This window comes from Mesorhizobium sp. B2-4-13 (assembly GCF_006658535.1).
In the GTDB taxonomy this organism is placed as follows: Bacteria; Pseudomonadota; Alphaproteobacteria; order Rhizobiales; family Rhizobiaceae; genus Mesorhizobium; species Mesorhizobium australicum.
The window spans coordinates 589,520-604,507 of record NZ_VFVB01000003.1 but is presented as its reverse complement, the minus strand read 5'-3'; the positions used below and the strand labels follow the sequence as shown (position 1 = coordinate 604,507).

The 14,988-nt window shown below is 64.1% G+C and carries 14 protein-coding genes; 2 read left to right on the top strand and 12 right to left on the bottom strand.

Annotation, left to right across the window (positions count from 1 at the left end):
* Position 1 precedes the first annotated feature (1 nt).
* A complete protein-coding gene (gene dhaL / locus FJ936_RS10920) occupies positions 2 to 637 on the top strand; it encodes a dihydroxyacetone kinase subunit DhaL (RefSeq protein ID WP_181763121.1) in 636 nt (211 codons plus the stop codon).
* 115 nt (positions 638 to 752) lie between these two features.
* Here the strand turns inward: dhaL and FJ936_RS10915 are convergent, their stop codons facing one another.
* Genes FJ936_RS10915 through FJ936_RS10905 form a run of 3 tightly spaced genes read right to left on the bottom strand, consistent with a single transcriptional unit; the run spans position 753 to position 2,769 of the window.
* Positions 753 to 1,196: an RpiB/LacA/LacB family sugar-phosphate isomerase gene (locus tag FJ936_RS10915; protein ID WP_140787991.1), complete on the bottom strand. Its 444-nt coding sequence runs from the start codon at positions 1,194 to 1,196 to the stop codon at positions 753 to 755.
* Positions 1,197 to 1,221: 25 nt separating this feature from the next.
* Positions 1,222 to 1,980, bottom strand: a complete 759-nt coding sequence (locus tag FJ936_RS10910) for a triose-phosphate isomerase (protein WP_141906561.1) — start codon at positions 1,978 to 1,980, stop codon at positions 1,222 to 1,224.
* An 18-nt stretch (positions 1,981 to 1,998) separates the two neighbouring features.
* Entirely contained in the window at positions 1,999 to 2,769 is a 771-nt protein-coding gene (locus FJ936_RS10905) for a DeoR/GlpR family DNA-binding transcription regulator (protein WP_140661506.1), read from the bottom strand.
* Between the two features lie 271 nt (positions 2,770 to 3,040).
* Here FJ936_RS10905 and fba point away from each other — a divergent pair, with 271 nt between their 5' ends.
* The gene (gene fba / locus FJ936_RS10900) at positions 3,041 to 4,105 is read left to right on the top strand and encodes a class II fructose-bisphosphate aldolase (RefSeq protein ID WP_015318960.1); all 1,065 of its coding nucleotides are present in this window, start codon (positions 3,041 to 3,043) and stop codon (positions 4,103 to 4,105) included.
* 54 nt (positions 4,106 to 4,159) lie between these two features.
* Here the strand turns inward: fba and FJ936_RS10895 are convergent, their stop codons facing one another.
* The 9 genes from FJ936_RS10895 to FJ936_RS10855 all read right to left on the bottom strand — a co-directional run bounded on the left by FJ936_RS10895 (position 4,160) and on the right by FJ936_RS10855 (position 14,954).
* Positions 4,160 to 5,101, bottom strand: coding sequence for a TIM barrel protein (locus tag FJ936_RS10895; protein WP_140661507.1), 942 nt, complete (start codon positions 5,099 to 5,101; stop codon positions 4,160 to 4,162).
* 48 nt (positions 5,102 to 5,149) lie between these two features.
* On the bottom strand, positions 5,150 to 6,667 hold the full coding sequence (locus tag FJ936_RS10890) for a glycerol-3-phosphate dehydrogenase (RefSeq protein WP_140787988.1): 1,518 nt from the start codon (positions 6,665 to 6,667) through the stop codon (positions 5,150 to 5,152).
* Between the two features lie 46 nt (positions 6,668 to 6,713).
* Positions 6,714 to 7,754: a 2-hydroxyacid dehydrogenase gene (locus tag FJ936_RS10885; RefSeq protein ID WP_181763120.1), complete on the bottom strand. Its 1,041-nt coding sequence runs from the start codon at positions 7,752 to 7,754 to the stop codon at positions 6,714 to 6,716.
* A gap of 10 nt (positions 7,755 to 7,764) precedes the next feature.
* Positions 7,765 to 9,318, bottom strand: coding sequence for an FGGY-family carbohydrate kinase (locus FJ936_RS10880; RefSeq protein ID WP_041163902.1), 1,554 nt, complete (start codon positions 9,316 to 9,318; stop codon positions 7,765 to 7,767).
* On the bottom strand, positions 9,318 to 10,442 hold the full coding sequence (locus tag FJ936_RS10875) for an ABC transporter ATP-binding protein (RefSeq protein ID WP_141906560.1): 1,125 nt from the start codon (positions 10,440 to 10,442) through the stop codon (positions 9,318 to 9,320). The genes FJ936_RS10880 and FJ936_RS10875 overlap by 1 nt, the downstream gene beginning before the upstream one ends.
* Positions 10,439 to 11,557 (bottom strand): ABC transporter ATP-binding protein, encoded by a 1,119-nt coding sequence (locus FJ936_RS10870; RefSeq protein ID WP_141906559.1) that lies wholly within the window; start codon positions 11,555 to 11,557, stop codon positions 10,439 to 10,441. The genes FJ936_RS10875 and FJ936_RS10870 overlap by 4 nt, the downstream gene beginning before the upstream one ends.
* A gap of 2 nt (positions 11,558 to 11,559) precedes the next feature.
* Positions 11,560 to 12,417 carry a carbohydrate ABC transporter permease gene (locus FJ936_RS10865; protein WP_140715182.1) on the bottom strand — a complete coding sequence of 286 codons (858 nt, stop codon included), beginning with the start codon at positions 12,415 to 12,417 and terminating at the stop codon, positions 11,560 to 11,562.
* A 9-nt stretch (positions 12,418 to 12,426) separates the two neighbouring features.
* The gene (locus FJ936_RS10860; RefSeq protein ID WP_015318968.1) at positions 12,427 to 13,350 is read right to left on the bottom strand and encodes a sugar ABC transporter permease; all 924 of its coding nucleotides are present in this window, start codon (positions 13,348 to 13,350) and stop codon (positions 12,427 to 12,429) included.
* A 158-nt stretch (positions 13,351 to 13,508) separates the two neighbouring features.
* A complete protein-coding gene (locus FJ936_RS10855; protein ID WP_141906558.1) occupies positions 13,509 to 14,954 on the bottom strand; it encodes an extracellular solute-binding protein in 1,446 nt (481 codons plus the stop codon).
* Between the last annotated feature and the right edge of the window lie 34 nt (positions 14,955 to 14,988).

Below are 14,988 nucleotides of genomic sequence, written 5' to 3'. Positions count from 1 at the left end.
CGTGAGCATCGATAGCGCTGGCCTGAAGAGAATGTTCGATGCGATCGCCGTAGCGATCGAAGCCGACAAGGACCGGCTCTGCCAGCTCGACGGCGTCATCGGCGACGCCGATCACGGCATCGCCATGGCGCTCGGCTTCAATGCCGTGCGCGACGCGCTGGCGCCACTCGACTTGGCGGCGACCGAGCCGACCGCGCTTCTCAACACGGCGGCGAAATCGTTCCTCAACGCGGTCGGCGCGTCGTCGGGCCCGCTCTATGCCACCGCCTTCATGCGCGCCGCCGCTGCCGTCAAGGGCAAGACGGCGCTGGCTGATGCGGATGTCGTCGCCCTGTTCCAGGCGATGGCGCAAGGCATCCGCGATCGCGGCAAGGCCGAGATCGGTGAAAAGACGATGGTCGACGCCTGGTTGCCGGCGGCGGAAGCGGCCGGCGCCAGCAATGCAGCGGGAAAAGGCCTTGCCGAAAGTCTCGACGCGGCAGTGGGCGCGGCGCGCCGGGGTGCCGAGGCGACCAAGGACATGATCGCCGCCAAGGGCCGCTCCTCGCGGCTCGGCGAACGCTCGCTCGGCCATGTCGACCCCGGCGCCGCATCGGCCGTGACCGTCATCGAGGCATTGCGCGCGAGCCTGGCTTAGAGCAGTTCACCGTTTCACGGAAACGGTGCTCTATCTCTTTGTTTTTACGCAATTCCCAAGGGAAAGCGCTTCGCGCTTTCCCGGGAAAACCGTTCACACTTTTCCTGGAATTACTCTAAGCCTGCTTTGCTTCATCGAGCCGGTTGATGGCCTGGACATTGCCGGCCGACGGGCCCTTCTCGTCGAACTCTGAGGCCAGCCAGGTGTCGACGATCGCTTTTGCGAGTTCCGGACCGATGACGCGGGCGCCCATGGTGATGATCTGGGCGTTATTGGATTTCGCCGCGCGTTCGGCCGAATAGGTGTCGTGGGTGAGTGCGGCGCGGATGCCCGGCACCTTGTTGGCCGAGATCGAGACGCCGATGCCGGTGCCGCAGAACAGGATGCCGCGATCGTTCTCGCCGTTGACGATCGTCTGGGCAAGTTTCCGCGACAGATCGGCATAGAAGCCGGCCTGGCTGAGGTCGCTGACGGTGAGCCCCGGCTTGGTCGCCAGATGCGCTGATATGACGTCGAGCAGCGGCTTGCCGGCGCTGTCGGCTCCAATGGCTATTTTCATTTTTTGTCCTTTCCAGTTCGATGATTCAGATGGCGGCCGACGCGCGGCGCAGGATGTCGATGTAGCCTTCGGCCTGCCAGGCCGAGCGGCCGATGAACAAGCCGTCGATGTTGGGCTGAGCGATCAGTTCCGCGGCATTGCCGGGATTGACGCTGCCGCCATAGAGCACCGGCGGCACGGACGGCAGCAGACCGCCGGCGACCTTCTTGATCAGCGCCTGCTGCTTGTCGGCATAGTCGGAACTGGCCGGAATGCCCTTGTCGCCGATCGCCCAGACCGGCTCGTAGGCGAACAGGATTTTTGCTTCCCTCGCCTCGCCCTCGAGGAATTGCAGTGCACCCTCGACCTGGCTGGTCAGCACCGCATCGGCCTTGCCGCCTTCGCGCTCGGCCAGCGTCTCGCCGACGCAGATCAGCGGTATCAGTGCGTGCTTGACCGCCGCCGCCGTCTTCAGCCCAACCGTGCGGTCGGTCTCGCCGAAGTGCTCGCGCCTTTCGCTGTGGCCGAGTTCGACCAGGTCTAGGCCACAATCGTTCAGCATCACCGGCGAGATCTCGCCGGTCCAGGCGCCGGCGTCGGCCCAATGCATGTTCTGCGCGCCGACCTTGACGCGCGTCGTCGACAGCGCCTGCCCGACCTCGCGCACCGCCGTGAAAGGCGGGACGACGAAAGGCTGGATGCGATCGTCGAAACCCGCCACGAAGCCGGCCAGTGCGCCTGCAAAATCAAGCGCCTCGGCGAGCGTCTTGTTCATCTTCCAGCTTGTACCGACCCAGTAAACCACGCGTACACCCCTTGATCCTCAGTCCTTGTCGGCGACCACCCTCAGCGAGACGCCAGCCGCATCCAGCGTGTCGCGCATTCCGAGCTCCGGCCCGCGCCCGGTGAAGACGGCGTCGAATGCCTTGAGATCGGTCAGGAAATGCAGCGCGCTGCGGCCAAACTTGCCGTGATCCACCAGCAGATATTTGCGTGTCGCCGCGGCCATCATCAGTCGCTTGGCCTGCACCACTTCCTGGTCCTGATGGAAGGCGGAGGCGCCATGGATGGCGGACGACGACAGGAAGGCGACATCGGCGCGCAGCGACCGCAGCGAAGCCTCGGCGAGCAAGCCGAAGAAGCCGTGAAATTTCTTCGAGTACTGGCCGCCGAGCGCGATCAGGTTGATGCCTGCGGCACCGGCCAGATCCTGGATGACGGCGAGATTGTTGGTGATCACCGTCAGTGGCCTGAGATCGACGAGATACCGTGCGATACCGCCTGCGGTCGAGCCGTCGTCGATGATGACCGTCTGGCCGGGTTCGATCATGGTCACGGCCGCCGCCGCAAGGCGCTGTTTTTCCCCGATCGCCTGCTTCTGCCGGTAGCGGAAATCGCTTTCAAACAGACTGCTCGGCTGGATCGAGGCGCCGCCGCGCACCTTGCGCAGCAAACCGCTCTCCTCGAGCTCGTCGAGGTCGCGATGCACGGTCATCCTGGAGACGCCAAAGCGGGAGGCAAGATCGTCGACGCTCGCCGCGCCGGCATCCACCAGGAAGTCCATGATGCCTTGGCGTCTGTTGTCGCTCTTCATTCTCGCCGACCCGCCAACGCAGAACCCTGGCTCCTTGATCGAACGAAGATATAACAGATATGATCGCATAGGTATCATGATTTTTGTGATAATGGGACATTTTTGTGGGATATTTCGCCGGCTTTTATCGCGCCGCTGTAACAAGAATTGCTGCCGGGACGGTCTGTCACGGTTGCGGTTGCGCGGGATTCCGGCCAGAAGCATCGGTGGGCTGAACGATGCGCGGGCGGCCCGCAACCACAGTTCGAAACCAGATACGGGAGACTAATCGTTGGCTCGCATCACACTGAGACAATTGCTCGATCACGCCGCCGAATACGGCTATGGCGTGCCGGCCTTCAACATGAACAACATGGAACAGGGCCTCGCCATCATGGAGGCTGCCGAGGAGACCAAGTCCCCGGTCATCCTGCAGGCGAGCCGCGGCGCGCGCGCCTATGCCAATGACGTGGTGCTGGCCAAGCTGATCGACGCGCTGGTCGAAATCCATCCCGACATCCCGGTCTGCATGCATCTCGACCATGGCAACAACGAAGCCACCTGCGTCACCGCGATCCAGCACGGCTTCACCTCCGTGATGATGGACGGCTCACTCAAGGAAGACGGCAAGTCGCCGGCCGACTATGCCTATAATTCCGGCATCACCAAGCGCGTCGTCGACATGGCGCATTGGGGCGGCGTGTCGGTCGAAGGCGAGATCGGCGTGCTGGGCTCGCTCGAGAGCGGCGGCGGCGAGCAGGAAGACGGCCACGGCGTCGAAGGCGCGATCAGTCACGACCAGCTCCTGACCGATCCGGTGCAGGCCGAACAGTTCGTGCGCGACACCCATGTCGATGCGCTGGCGGTGGCCATGGGCACCAGCCACGGCGCCTATAAATTCTCGCGCAAGCCCGACGGCGCGGTGCTGGCAATGAACGTGATCGAGGAGATCCACCGGCGCTTGCCGAACATGCATCTGGTCATGCACGGCTCGTCCTCGGTGCCGGAGGACCTGCAGGAGATCATCAACAAATATGGCGGCCAGATGAAGCCGACCTGGGGCGTCCCGGTGGAAGAGATCCAGCGCGGCATCAAGCATGGCGTGCGCAAGATCAACATCGACACCGACAACCGCATGGCGCTGACCGGCGCGATCCGCAAGGTGCTGACCGAAAATCCCAGCGAGTTCGATCCGCGCAAATATCTGACGCCGGCGATGGCGGCGATGAGGAAGCTCTGCAAGGAGCGCTTCGAGCAGTTCGGCACCGCCGGCAATGCGCCGAAGATCAAGCCGCTACCGGTTTCGGAAATGGCCAAGCGCTACAAGTCGGGCAGCCTCGATCCGAAATTCGCCTGAGTTCGATCCGGTTGCATTTCATGGACAGGAGCCGCATGGGCTCCTGTCCGATTTCTATCCGGCTTTCGGCGAAATCCCGGCCCTGCCGGCGTCAATGAACGGTGCCCAATAATCGACCGACTCGCGGATCATGGCGACCACCTGATGGTCGACCGGCTCGCGCTCGCGGAAGGATAGTTCGAGGCAGATTTCGTTGTCGGTACCGCCGCCGCGCCGCACCGTCTCCAGCAGCTTCTCAGGCGTGATGCGGCCGTCCTTGTTGTGGGCCGCGGTGAATGGCCAATGGCCACCCTTGTTCATCGACGATTGCTTGATGTGGATGATCGGCGACTTCAGGGGAAAAGCTTCGGCCCAGGCATAGGGATCGATGTCGGCCGGATTGGAGGAAGTGACGTCGCCATGGTCGATGTCGACCATCATCTCCAGCGGAATGGCCATGCCGGCCGCGTCGATCGCGTCCTGCAGCATCCGGCAATTCTCGATCGTGTGACCGAATTCGCGACCGACCGACATCGGCTCCCAGAACAGATAGGTCAGGCCTGCCGCTCGGGCGTGCTCGGCGACCTCGCGCCAGCAGTCCAGCGCGATGTCGAACAGCCTGGCGCGACGGGCGGGATCGTCATAGTCCCGATGCGTGAAGATGGCGAACTGCGTGCCCATGCCGCTGGCGCCAAGCTCGGCCGAGATGTCGGCAAAGGTCTTGAACCAGTCGACATAGTAGCGGCGCACATCGGCATCCGGATGGCCGAAATGGTTCAGCCGGCCATAGGGGCCGGTCATGCCGGAGGTGACGCGCACGCCGGTGCGATTCAAGGCGTTGCGGAACAGGCGGACGAACTTGACGATCGTCGCCGCCGGCCAGCCTGGGTTGACGAATTCATGCGTGAGCTGAACGTCGCGAATGCCGATTTCATAGGCGACGGTATCGATCAGGTCGTCCGGCTCGGCGAAGCGGTTGACCAGCGGATTGGTGTTGAGGGAGAGCGTGAAAGCCAAGGTCGCGATCCCTTCAACGCCGGCGCCGAACAGGGGCAATGAGCGCCATCAGCCTGCCCTCGCCTGCCGGCTCGCGCACCAATGCTCGAAGGCCGACTTCTCCTCGGCGGACAAATGCAGGCCATGCTTGGTGCGCCGTTCGAGAATGTCGGCCGCGTCTTCCGCCCATTCCTGTTCGAAGAGGTAGTTCGCCTCGCGCTCGAAGAAATCCTTGCCGAAGCACCGCCCCAGTGCGGCGAGCGATCGGGCGCCGCCGACCACGGACCGCGTCCTGGTGCCGTAGAGCCGGCCGTAATGCTTGAGCAGCGATGCCGGCATCCATGGATACTCGTTTGCGAGGTTGCCAAGAAACTGTTCGAAGTCGGCATTGGCGATGTCGCCGCCGGGCAGATGCGCCTTCGCGGTCCAGGCTTTGCCCATGCGGGGAAAGAACGGTGCGATCCTGTCCAGCGCATGCTCGGCCAGTTTGCGGAAGGTGGTGATCTTGCCGCCGAAGACGGAAAGCAGTGGCGCCTGCGCGTCCGGCGCGTCGAGTTCGAAAATATAGTCGCGCGTCACCGCGCTCGGATTGTCGGCGTTGTCGTCATAGAGCGGCCGGACACCGGAGAACGAATGGACCACGTCGCCCCGCGCAAGGCCGCGCTTGAAATAGCGGTTGACCACTTTGATGAGGTAATCGATCTCGCTCTCATCCGCCCTCACATCCTCGGGCCGGCCCTCGTAGGGGATGTCGGTGGTTCCGATCAAGGCCAGGTCGTTCTGGTAGGGATTGATGAAGATAACGCGCTTGTCGTTGTTCTGGACGAGATAAGCCTGCCTTCCCTCCCAGAATTTGGGCACGACGATATGGCTGCCCTTGACGAGGCGGACATTGCGCCTGGAGTTCTGGCCGGCAACGCGGTTGACGATGTCGTTGACCCAAGGGCCGGCGGCATTGATCAGCGCGCGGGCCCGTACACTGGTCTTGATGCCGGTCCTGACGTCGCGCATCTCGACAACCCAGAGGCCGCCCTCGCGGCGGGCCGCGGTGCAGGCGGTGCGGGTGAGGACCTTCGCTCCCCGTTCGGCCGCGTCGAGCGCATTGATGACGACGAGGCGGGCATCGTCGACCCAGCAGTCGGAATATTCGAAGCCGCGCTTGAAACTGTCCTTGATCGGCGCGCCCTCGGGCGCGGTGCGCAGATCTAGCGTCCGCGTGGCGGGCAGCCGCTTGCGGCCGCCGAGGTGGTCGTAGAGGAAGAGGCCGAGCCGCACCAGCCATGCCGGCCGGTCGTCCGGGCTGTGCGGCAGCACGAAGCGCATCGGCCAGATGATGTGCGGCGCCGATTCCAGCAGCACCTCGCGCTCGATCAGCGCCTCGCGCACGAGGCGGAACTCGTAGTATTCGAGGTAGCGCAGACCGCCATGGACGAGCTTGCCCGAGCGCGAGCTGGTGCCTTCCGCGAGATCGTCCTTTTCGCACAGGATGACGGAAAGCCCGCGGCCGGCGGCGTCGCGCGCGATGCCGGCGCCGTTGACGCCGCCGCCGATGACGAAGAGGTCGACTATGTCAGGGCCGACGCTCATCTTGCCGTCACCCCGCTGCCTGATTTTCGCATCATGGCCATCGCTCTCAGCACGGATTGACCGGAGGCAGGCCGGCCAGGTAGCGGCGGACTTCCTCGGCGGCCTGCTCGGCGGCATAGGTCACGGTGCGCACCGAAGCGCCGGCGATATGCGGCGTCAGCGTCACGTTGGGCAGCTGCAGCAAGGGCCAGTCCGACGGCGCCGGTTCGACCGCGAAGGTTTCCAGCATGGCGCTGGCGATCTGCCCTGAAACCAGCGCCTCGTAGAGTGCGTCGTAGTCGACCAGCGGGCCACGCGCCGTATTGACGAAGATCACGCCCGGCTTCATCCGCGCGATGGTGTCCTTGCCGATCAGACCGCGTGTCTCCTGCGTCACCCGTGAATGCAGCGTGACCACATCGGAGCGCGACAGGAGGTCGTCGAGCGCAACCAGTTCGACGCCAGCGTTGCGATCCTCGGCGCTCAGTTGCACATAGGGATCGCTGACCAGGACGTGGCAGCCGAAGGCGCGCAGCAGGCGCACCACCTTCGTGCCGATATTGCCGTAGCCGACCACGCCGACGGTCATTTCGCCGAGCTCGCGGCCGGTGCGGTCGGCGCGGTAGAGATCGCCGCGCCATTCCCCCTTGCGCAAGGCCTCGTGGCCGACTCGGATCAGCCGCGTCTCGGCCAGGATGGCGCCGATGGTAAACTCAGCCACGGCAGTGGCGTTGCGGCCGGGCACATTGACCACGGTGATGCCGTGCACCCTGGCCGCTTCCATGTCGATGTTGATCGGGCCGCCGCGCGACACCGCGACCAGCTTGAGCCCCGGCAGGCGCCGCATCATGCCCTCCGACAGGGGCGCAAGCTGGGTGACGAGGATTTCGGCATCGCCGATGAAGTCGACGACCTCGTCGGGATGGCCGAAATATTCCTTGACCTTGTCGAGGCCGAGCGCGGCGTTGCCGAACTCCATCGGCTCGTCGGGCCAGGCCGTCTGCAATGTCCTGATATCGAGGTCGCCACTGGCCACCTTCTCGATTTTGGCGCGAAACACCTCCGGCAGCATGAAGTTGTCGCCAATGATCGCTATTTTCCTCAGCATACTCGACTTCTCAATTTTCCTGCGATGTCGCCATGGCACGCCAGACCGGCCGCAGGGCCTGGTGCGCCAGCATGTAGGACGGGGTCATCCTGTCGTAGATCGCGGCGAGATCCGGGTCGCTCGGCTCGGCCTCGCCGAGCAGCGGCGTCACCCATTCGCCGACGCATTCGTCCATGGAGGCGTATTGGCCGACGCAGACCGCCGCGATCATTGCGGCACCGGCCGCACCGGCCTCCTCTCGCGCGCTGGTGCGCGTGTCGGCACCAATGGCCGCACCCAGGATCTTGCGCAGCGCCGGGCTTCTGGCGGCGCCGCCGGTCAGGCGAATTTCGCGTGGCAGCGGGCCCATGGCGGCGTAGCAATCGCGCGCCGCGAAGGCCAAGCCCTCGAAGACGGCGCGCACCAGATCGGCGTAGCCGTGACGCGACGAAATGCCGACGAAGCCTGCCCTGGCATTGGCATCGACGAACGGTCCGCGCTCGCCGGCTTCCGACACGTAGGGCTGGTAGAGCAGCGAAGCCGGCTGCGAGGCCGCGATCCAGGCATCGACCAGCGCGATCATCTCGCCATTGCTGCGGGTTATGCCTTGCGAGGCGAGGATGCCGGAAGCGAGGCCAAGCACCCAGTCGATGTTGAGCGTCGCCGCCATGTTGGACTGCATCTGCGCGAAGACGCCCGGCGCCGGCATCGCCATCGTATAGCCGGTCGCCGCTTCGTTGAGCTGCACATCATCAGGGGTCTCGGCCAGCCGCATGTGCATGCCGGTGGAACCGATGATCGAGCAGCCGGGCTTGCGCTCGCGGTCGAGGAGGCCGGCGCCGAGCGCGGTGCAGACGACGTCGACATAACCGAGCACGACGGGTGTGCCGGCAAGCATGCCGGTGACTTCGGCGGCGGCCGGCGACAGTCCGGCGCTGTGGCTCGTGCCGTCGACGATCGGCGGCAGCAGGTGCCTGAGATCGGCGACGCCGAGGACGTCGAGCACGTCCCCACTGTAGTCACGGGTGCGGAAGTCGCCGAAAGTGAAGGTCCCTTCGGACGGATCGGTGGCGCGTTCGCCGGTCAGCTTGAAATAGAGCCAATCCTTGCAGTGGAACGCGGTCGCGGCCTTGCCGAGCATTTCGGGCATGGTGCGCTTCATGAAGGCGAACTGCGAGCCTTGCTGGCAGGCGGCAAGACCGCTGCCGGTCTTCTCGAAGCGCAGCCGGTCATCGGGCCGCGCGCGGATTTCCTCGACGACGCCCGCGGCGCGCGCGTCGAGCCAGAGCCAACCCTTGGCCACCGGCTCGCCCTTGCCGTCGATCAGCCAGGTGCCGTCCCCCTGCCCGGTCACCGCGATGGCGACGGTCCGGCTGGCGAGATCGGGCACCTTGTCGGCAAGCTGGCGCAAGGTCGTGGCGGCATCGGCCCATGTGCGGGCCAGATCCTGTTCGGCGCCGCCGCCCGGCAGCGTCTCGTAATGGTTCGGCGTTGCCGCGGCCGCGATCTGGCGGCCCTTCGTGTCGAAAGCGATGGACTTGATGACGGAAGTGCCGGCATCGATGCCTATTAATAGATCGCGCATCATGCGAGCTCCATGCCGTGCGAGATCGCCTTGCCGCTCGCCTGGTCGAAGACGTGCAGGTTCTTCGGATCGATGCTGACATTGATGGGCGCGCCGAGGTCGAGCCGGGTGCGGTCATGCTCCACCAGGACCAGCGAGCCGCCGGCGAAGTCGGCGGCGATGTGGGTCTGGTCGCCGAGCCATTGGTTGGCCGAGACCCTGGCCGGAACACCCTCCTTCGAGCGCCTGACCGCATAGGGCCTGATGCCGATGACCACCCGCTCGCGGCTGAGCAGCTGGTCGCGAACCGGAGTGCTGAAGGCGTCCTTGTCATAGTCGAGCGACAGCCCGTCGGGCAGCTTGAGACTGATGCGGCCGGCGGTCGTGCCGACAAAGGCCTCGAAGACGTTCATCGGCGGCTCGCCGACGAAGGTGCCGGTGAACAGGTTCGCCGGGCGCTCCTTGATCCGGTCCGGCGTATCGAACTGCTGCAGCACGCCGCCCTCCATCACCGCGATGCGGTCGGCCAGCGCATTCGCCTCGGTCTGGTCGTGGGTGACCAGGATCGCGGTCAGGCCGCGTTCCTTGATGAAGTGCTTGATGCGGCCGCGCAGCACGGCGCGAAGCTGCGGCTCGAGCTGGCCCATCGGCTCGTCCAGCAGATGCAGGTCGGCCTCGCGGATCAGCGCCCGGCCGAGGCTGGCGCGCTGCTGCTGGCCACCCGAAATGGAGCTGGGATAGCGCTCCAATATGTCCTCGATTTCCAGCAGCTTGGCGATGCTGGCGACCTTGGCGTCGACCTCGCTCCTGGGCAGCCTTGCGGCCTTGAGGGCAAAGGCCATGTTCTCGCGCACGGTGAGCGGCGGATAGAGCGAATAGCCCTCGAAGGCCATCGCCACATTGCGTTTGACCGGCGGCAAGGTGTGTACCTTGCGGCCGGCGACCGCGATCGCGCCACGCGACACCTCCTCGAAGCCGGCAACCATGCGCAAGGTCGAGGTCTTGCCGCAGCCCGACGAGCCGAGCAGCGCCACGATTTCGCCCTTGCCGATCTCCATCGTCAGGTTCTTGACGGCGTGAACGCCCCTGTCGATCGGGCCATAGAACTTGTCGACGCCTGATATGGTGAGCGCGCTCGGGCTCATGCCGCTTCTCCGTTGCGCAGTTTGACGACATTCCTGGCGCCGATGCGCTCGCCGCTCGCCCGATCGAACAGCAGGGCGCTCTTGCCGTCGACGGCGATATGCGCCTTGCCTTCGCTGCGCCCCGGCGTTCCGGCCGGGCGCGAGACCAGGATTTCACGGCCGCGCACGGTGCGCACCAGGGTAACGATCTTTTCGTTGAGCGGCGTCTCCGCCTCGACGATCACCGGAACGGCGCCGGGTTCGTTTTCGCCGACGAAATGCAGGGCCTCGGGTCTCAGCCCGATGATGCAGTCGCGGCCGATGGCGGCCTCGGGAGCATCGGCGAGATGGACCTGCACATTGGACAGGCCGACATAGCCCCCCCGGGCATCGCGCGCGGGCTTGACGTCGAGCAGGTTGATGGTCGGATCGCCGAACAGCCGCGCGATCTCGACGTTGGCCGGCTCACGATAGATCTGCTCGGGCGTGCCAAGCTGCCTGATGACGCCTTGCGACATCACCGCGATGCGGTCGCCGAGCGCCATGGCTTCCTTGTAGTCCTGGGTAACGTAAACGACGGTGGCGCCGCGATCGGCGAGCAGCCGCGGCAGTTCGAGCCGCATCTCGAAACGCAGCTTGGCGTCGACATTGCGCAAGGGGTCGTCGAGCAGAAGGAGCGGCGGCGAACCGACCAAAGCGCGGGCAAGGGCCGTGCGCTGCTTCTGGCCGTTGGAGAGCGCGCGCGGCTTGTGGGAAAGCACATGGCCGATCTTCAACAATTTGGCGACGCTCTCGACGCCGGCCTTGATCGCGCTCTGCGACGAGCGCTTGGCCGCCAGCGGCGTCGCGATATTGTCGAAAGCGCTCATATGCGGAAACAGCGCGAAATTCTGGAACGCCATGCCGACGCCGCGGAATTCCGCGTCGACATCGGTCATGTCCTCGCCGCCGACCAGGATCTTGCCTTCGTCCGGATCGATGACGCCGGCGACCAGCCGCAACAGCACCGTCTTGCCGGCGCCCGAGGGACCAAACAGCACCAGCGTTTCGCCATCGGCGACGGTCAGCGACAGATTGTCGAGGACGGTCTGGCTCTTGTAGCGCTTGACGACGTTTCTGAGTTCGAGGCTGGCCATTTCTATCCTTTCACCGCGCCGAGCGACAGGCCCTCGACCAGATAGCGCTGTGCGTAAAGGGCGAGCGCCAGCGTCGGCGTGATCGACAAGACTATGGCCGCCGAAATCTGGCCGTACTGGATGCCCGATGAAGTGATGAAGGCCAACGCGCCGACCGTCACCGGCTGCTTGTCGGCCGAAGCCAACACCAGCGCGAAAACGAAATTGTTCCAGGCGAAGATGAAGGCAAGCAGGCCGGCCGCCGCGATGCCAGGGCCGGCGAGCGGCAGCGCGATCTTGCGAAAGGTGGCGAACCAGGAATGGCCGCCGATGCGGTAGGCATATTCGATGTCGGCCGGAATATCCTCGAAATAGCCGCGCACGATCCACAGGATCAGCGGCAGGCAGATCAGCTGGTAGACCCAGATCAGCCCGATATAGGTGTTGGCCAGGCCGAGCTTCTGGAAATAGAGGGTCAGCGGCAGCAGCACCAGAAGTGCCGGCGCGAACTTGAACGACAGCAGCGTGAAGGCGATGTCTTCCGAACCGCGAAATTTGTGGCGCGCGAAGGCGTAGGCCGCCGGCACGCCGAGCAGCAGTGAAACCGCCACCGAGGTCACCGACAGGAATACCGAGTTCCAGAGGTTGCGCATGAAGGCGATGTCGAGCGTGCCGGCGGCCGTCATCAGCTTGCCGGTGATCAACGCCGTGTAGTTGGCGAGCGTCGGTTCGAAGATGAGCTGCGGCGGGATGCGCAGAATGGTCTCGTTGGTCTGGAACGACATCATGAAGATCCACAGGATCGGGAACATGAAGAAGATCACGACCAGCGTCAGTGCCGCGCCGCGCAGGATGCGTTCGAAAAGCGAGGTATGTTCCATCGCCGCCTCCTATGCCTGGCCGCGGGCGCGTTCGCGCAGCCTGAGCCAGTTCTTGATGAAGATGTTGGAGAGGAAATAGGTGATCGCCCACAGGATGATCATCAGCGCCGCCGAGCGGCCGACATTGGTCGACTGGAAGAAGTTGAGATAGGCCTCGACCTGGAACACGGTCAGTGTGTCGCCCGGCCCGCCCTGTGTCATGGCGTAGATGATGTCGAACTGCTGGATGGAATCGAGCAGGCGAAACAAGGTCGCCGTCAGGATGTAGGGCGTCAGCATCGGCAAGGTGATGCGGAAGAAGACGAAGCTCCTCGGCACGCCGTCGAGCGCGGCGGCCTCGAAGGGCTGCGTCGGCAGGCTGCGCAGGCCGGCAAGCAGCAGGATCATGATGAAGGGCGTGTAGACCCAGATGTCGACCAGCACGACGGTGAACAGCGCCGTCGACGGTGACGACGCCCAGCGAAAATCCTGCAGCCCGATGAGGCTGGCGAGATAGCTCAGCACGCCGAAGCCCGGATTGGTCATCAGCTTCCACATTAGTGCGGCGAGCGCCGGCGCCGTCATCAGCGGCATCAACAGCATGATCGAGATGAAGTTGTTGAGCGTCGAGCGCTTCTGCAGCAGCAGCGCGATGGCGAGACCGAGAAGCAGTTCCAGCACGACCGTGGTGCCGGCATAGAGCAGCGACACTTTCAACGTGTTCCAGAATTTCGGGTCGGTGAAGAAGGAGATGTAGTTGTCGCCCCAGTTGAACTGGCGCGCCCAGGGCTGGCTCAGACGATAGCGTTGGAACGAGTAAACGACCGAGGTCAGGAACGGGATCAGGATGCCTATGCAGACCAGCAAGGCCGGCAGGCTGAGCACATAGGGCAGCACCCGCTTGCTGATCCTGAAGCCGGATGGCTTGAGCCTTTGCGATACCACCGCAGTCATCGAGCTGCTCCGTTGTTGCTGTCGCTTCGCCCGGCCGGCCGCCCAAGGGAGCAAGGCGGCCGGTGGGGCGAAATGGCGGCCACCTTTCGGCACCGCATCGCAAACATGAAAGATGTTGCGAGGGCCGAACCGCCAAGCAGGCCGGCCCTCGTTGCGACTTAACCGAGGCCGGCTTCCTTGAGCTGGCCGTTGATGCTCTCGGCGAGCTTGTCGAGGCCCTCGTCGACCGGCACTTCCTTGGACACCATCTTCTGCAGCGTCGCCGCCCATTCGGTGGTGAGATCGAAGAACAACGGCTGCGCCGTGAACTTGATCGAGGCGCCGGGTGCCGAGGCGTCGAACATCTCGACATAGCCCGGATAGCTCTTGTTCAGCTTCTCGCGGAAGACCTCATCTTTCCAGACCGACTGGCGGACTGGGTTGACAAAATCCATCTTGGTGGCGCCGAACAGCGCATGCTCAGGTCCGGAGGCCCATTGCATGAAGTACCATGTGGCGTCCTTGTCCTTGGAGAAGTTGGACATCGACAGCGACCAGATCCAGATGTTCGGCGTTGGTGCCTTGGCCTCCGGATTCGCCTTGAAGGCGGCGAAGGCAAGCTTGCCGGCCATCTTGTTGTCGCCACCATTCATGAAGTAGCCAAGGATATCGGCGTCGAAGATCATCGCCGAGGCGCCGGCGCCCAGATCGGTGCCGACCTGGTACCAGGTGTAGGTCGACCAGTCCTTCGGGCCGCTCTCCTGGATCATCTGCACCCACTGCTTGTGGAAAGCCTTGGACTGGGCGGTGTTCATGGCGGCCGACAATTTACCGTCGGCCGACACGTTCAGGTCCTTCTGATCGAAATTGGCGTAGGCCGACAGGAACCCCGGGTGTATGGTCGCCCAGGAGCGCGAGCCGCGCACACCAATGCCGTAGACGCCGCCGCCGACATCCTTGGTGAGCTTGGCGGCAGCGGCCACCATCTCGTCCATATTGCCGGGAACCTTGACGCCCGCCTTGTCGAACATCGCCTTGTTGTAGGTGATGTTGTTCTGCTCGAACCCCCACGGAATGCACCACTGCTTGGCGTCTTCCGATCCCAAAGCTCCGCCCGGCTTGCCGTTCCAGGCGCAGGAATTCTTGACGCCTGGCAGGAAGTCGTCCCAAGCATAGTTCGGGTTGGTCTTGGCCGGATCCTTGATCCATTCGTTGAGGTCGGTGATCCAGCCGGCTGGGCCATAGGTCCAGGTCATGTACGCGCCGGTCATGAAGGCATCATATTCGGGCGAGCTCGCCGACAATGCGGCCGTCACCTTGTCGAAATAGACGTCTTCGGGGAATACGTCGTAGACGACGTTCATGCCGGTCAGCTTCTTGAAGTTCTCAAGATTGGCGATCATGGCGTCGGCATATGGATGCTTGTTAAGCAAGAGCTTGATGGTCTTGCCCTTATGCGCCTGCCAGTCGAAGTCCGCGGCAAGCGCGCGGGTCTGGCCGAGGTTGAGCAGCGTGCCGGCGGTGCCGGCTGCGAGGCCCATGGCACCCAGGCCCTTGATCAATCCGCGACGGTCGACTTGTCCGCGCAGGAAGGCGTCTATGAGGTCTTTCTCTTTCTCATGCATTTCGTCTTCTCCTCCACAGGGTAGTTTCAACTGG

Excerpts from the sequence above, each read along its gene's own strand:
- FJ936_RS10915 (WP_140787991.1), bottom strand. The coding sequence starts at position 1,196 with ATGAAAATAGCCATTGGAGCCGACAGCGCCGGCAAGCCGCTGCTCGAC.
- FJ936_RS10905 (WP_140661506.1), bottom strand. The coding sequence starts at position 2,769 with ATGAAGAGCGACAACAGACGCCAAGGCATCATGGACTTCCTGGTGGAT.
- FJ936_RS10890 (WP_140787988.1), bottom strand. The coding sequence starts at position 6,667 with ATGAGCGTCGGCCCTGACATAGTCGACCTCTTCGTCATCGGCGGCGGC.
- FJ936_RS10885 (WP_181763120.1), bottom strand. The coding sequence starts at position 7,754 with ATGCTGAGGAAAATAGCGATCATTGGCGACAACTTCATGCTGCCGGAG.
- FJ936_RS10880 (WP_041163902.1), bottom strand. The coding sequence starts at position 9,318 with ATGCGCGATCTATTAATAGGCATCGATGCCGGCACTTCCGTCATCAAG.
- FJ936_RS10875 (WP_141906560.1), bottom strand. The coding sequence starts at position 10,442 with ATGAGCCCGAGCGCGCTCACCATATCAGGCGTCGACAAGTTCTATGGC.
- FJ936_RS10870 (WP_141906559.1), bottom strand. The coding sequence starts at position 11,557 with ATGGCCAGCCTCGAACTCAGAAACGTCGTCAAGCGCTACAAGAGCCAG.
- FJ936_RS10865 (WP_140715182.1), bottom strand. The coding sequence starts at position 12,417 with ATGGAACATACCTCGCTTTTCGAACGCATCCTGCGCGGCGCGGCACTG.
- FJ936_RS10860 (WP_015318968.1), bottom strand. The coding sequence starts at position 13,350 with ATGACTGCGGTGGTATCGCAAAGGCTCAAGCCATCCGGCTTCAGGATC.
- FJ936_RS10855 (WP_141906558.1), bottom strand. The coding sequence starts at position 14,954 with ATGCATGAGAAAGAGAAAGACCTCATAGACGCCTTCCTGCGCGGACAA.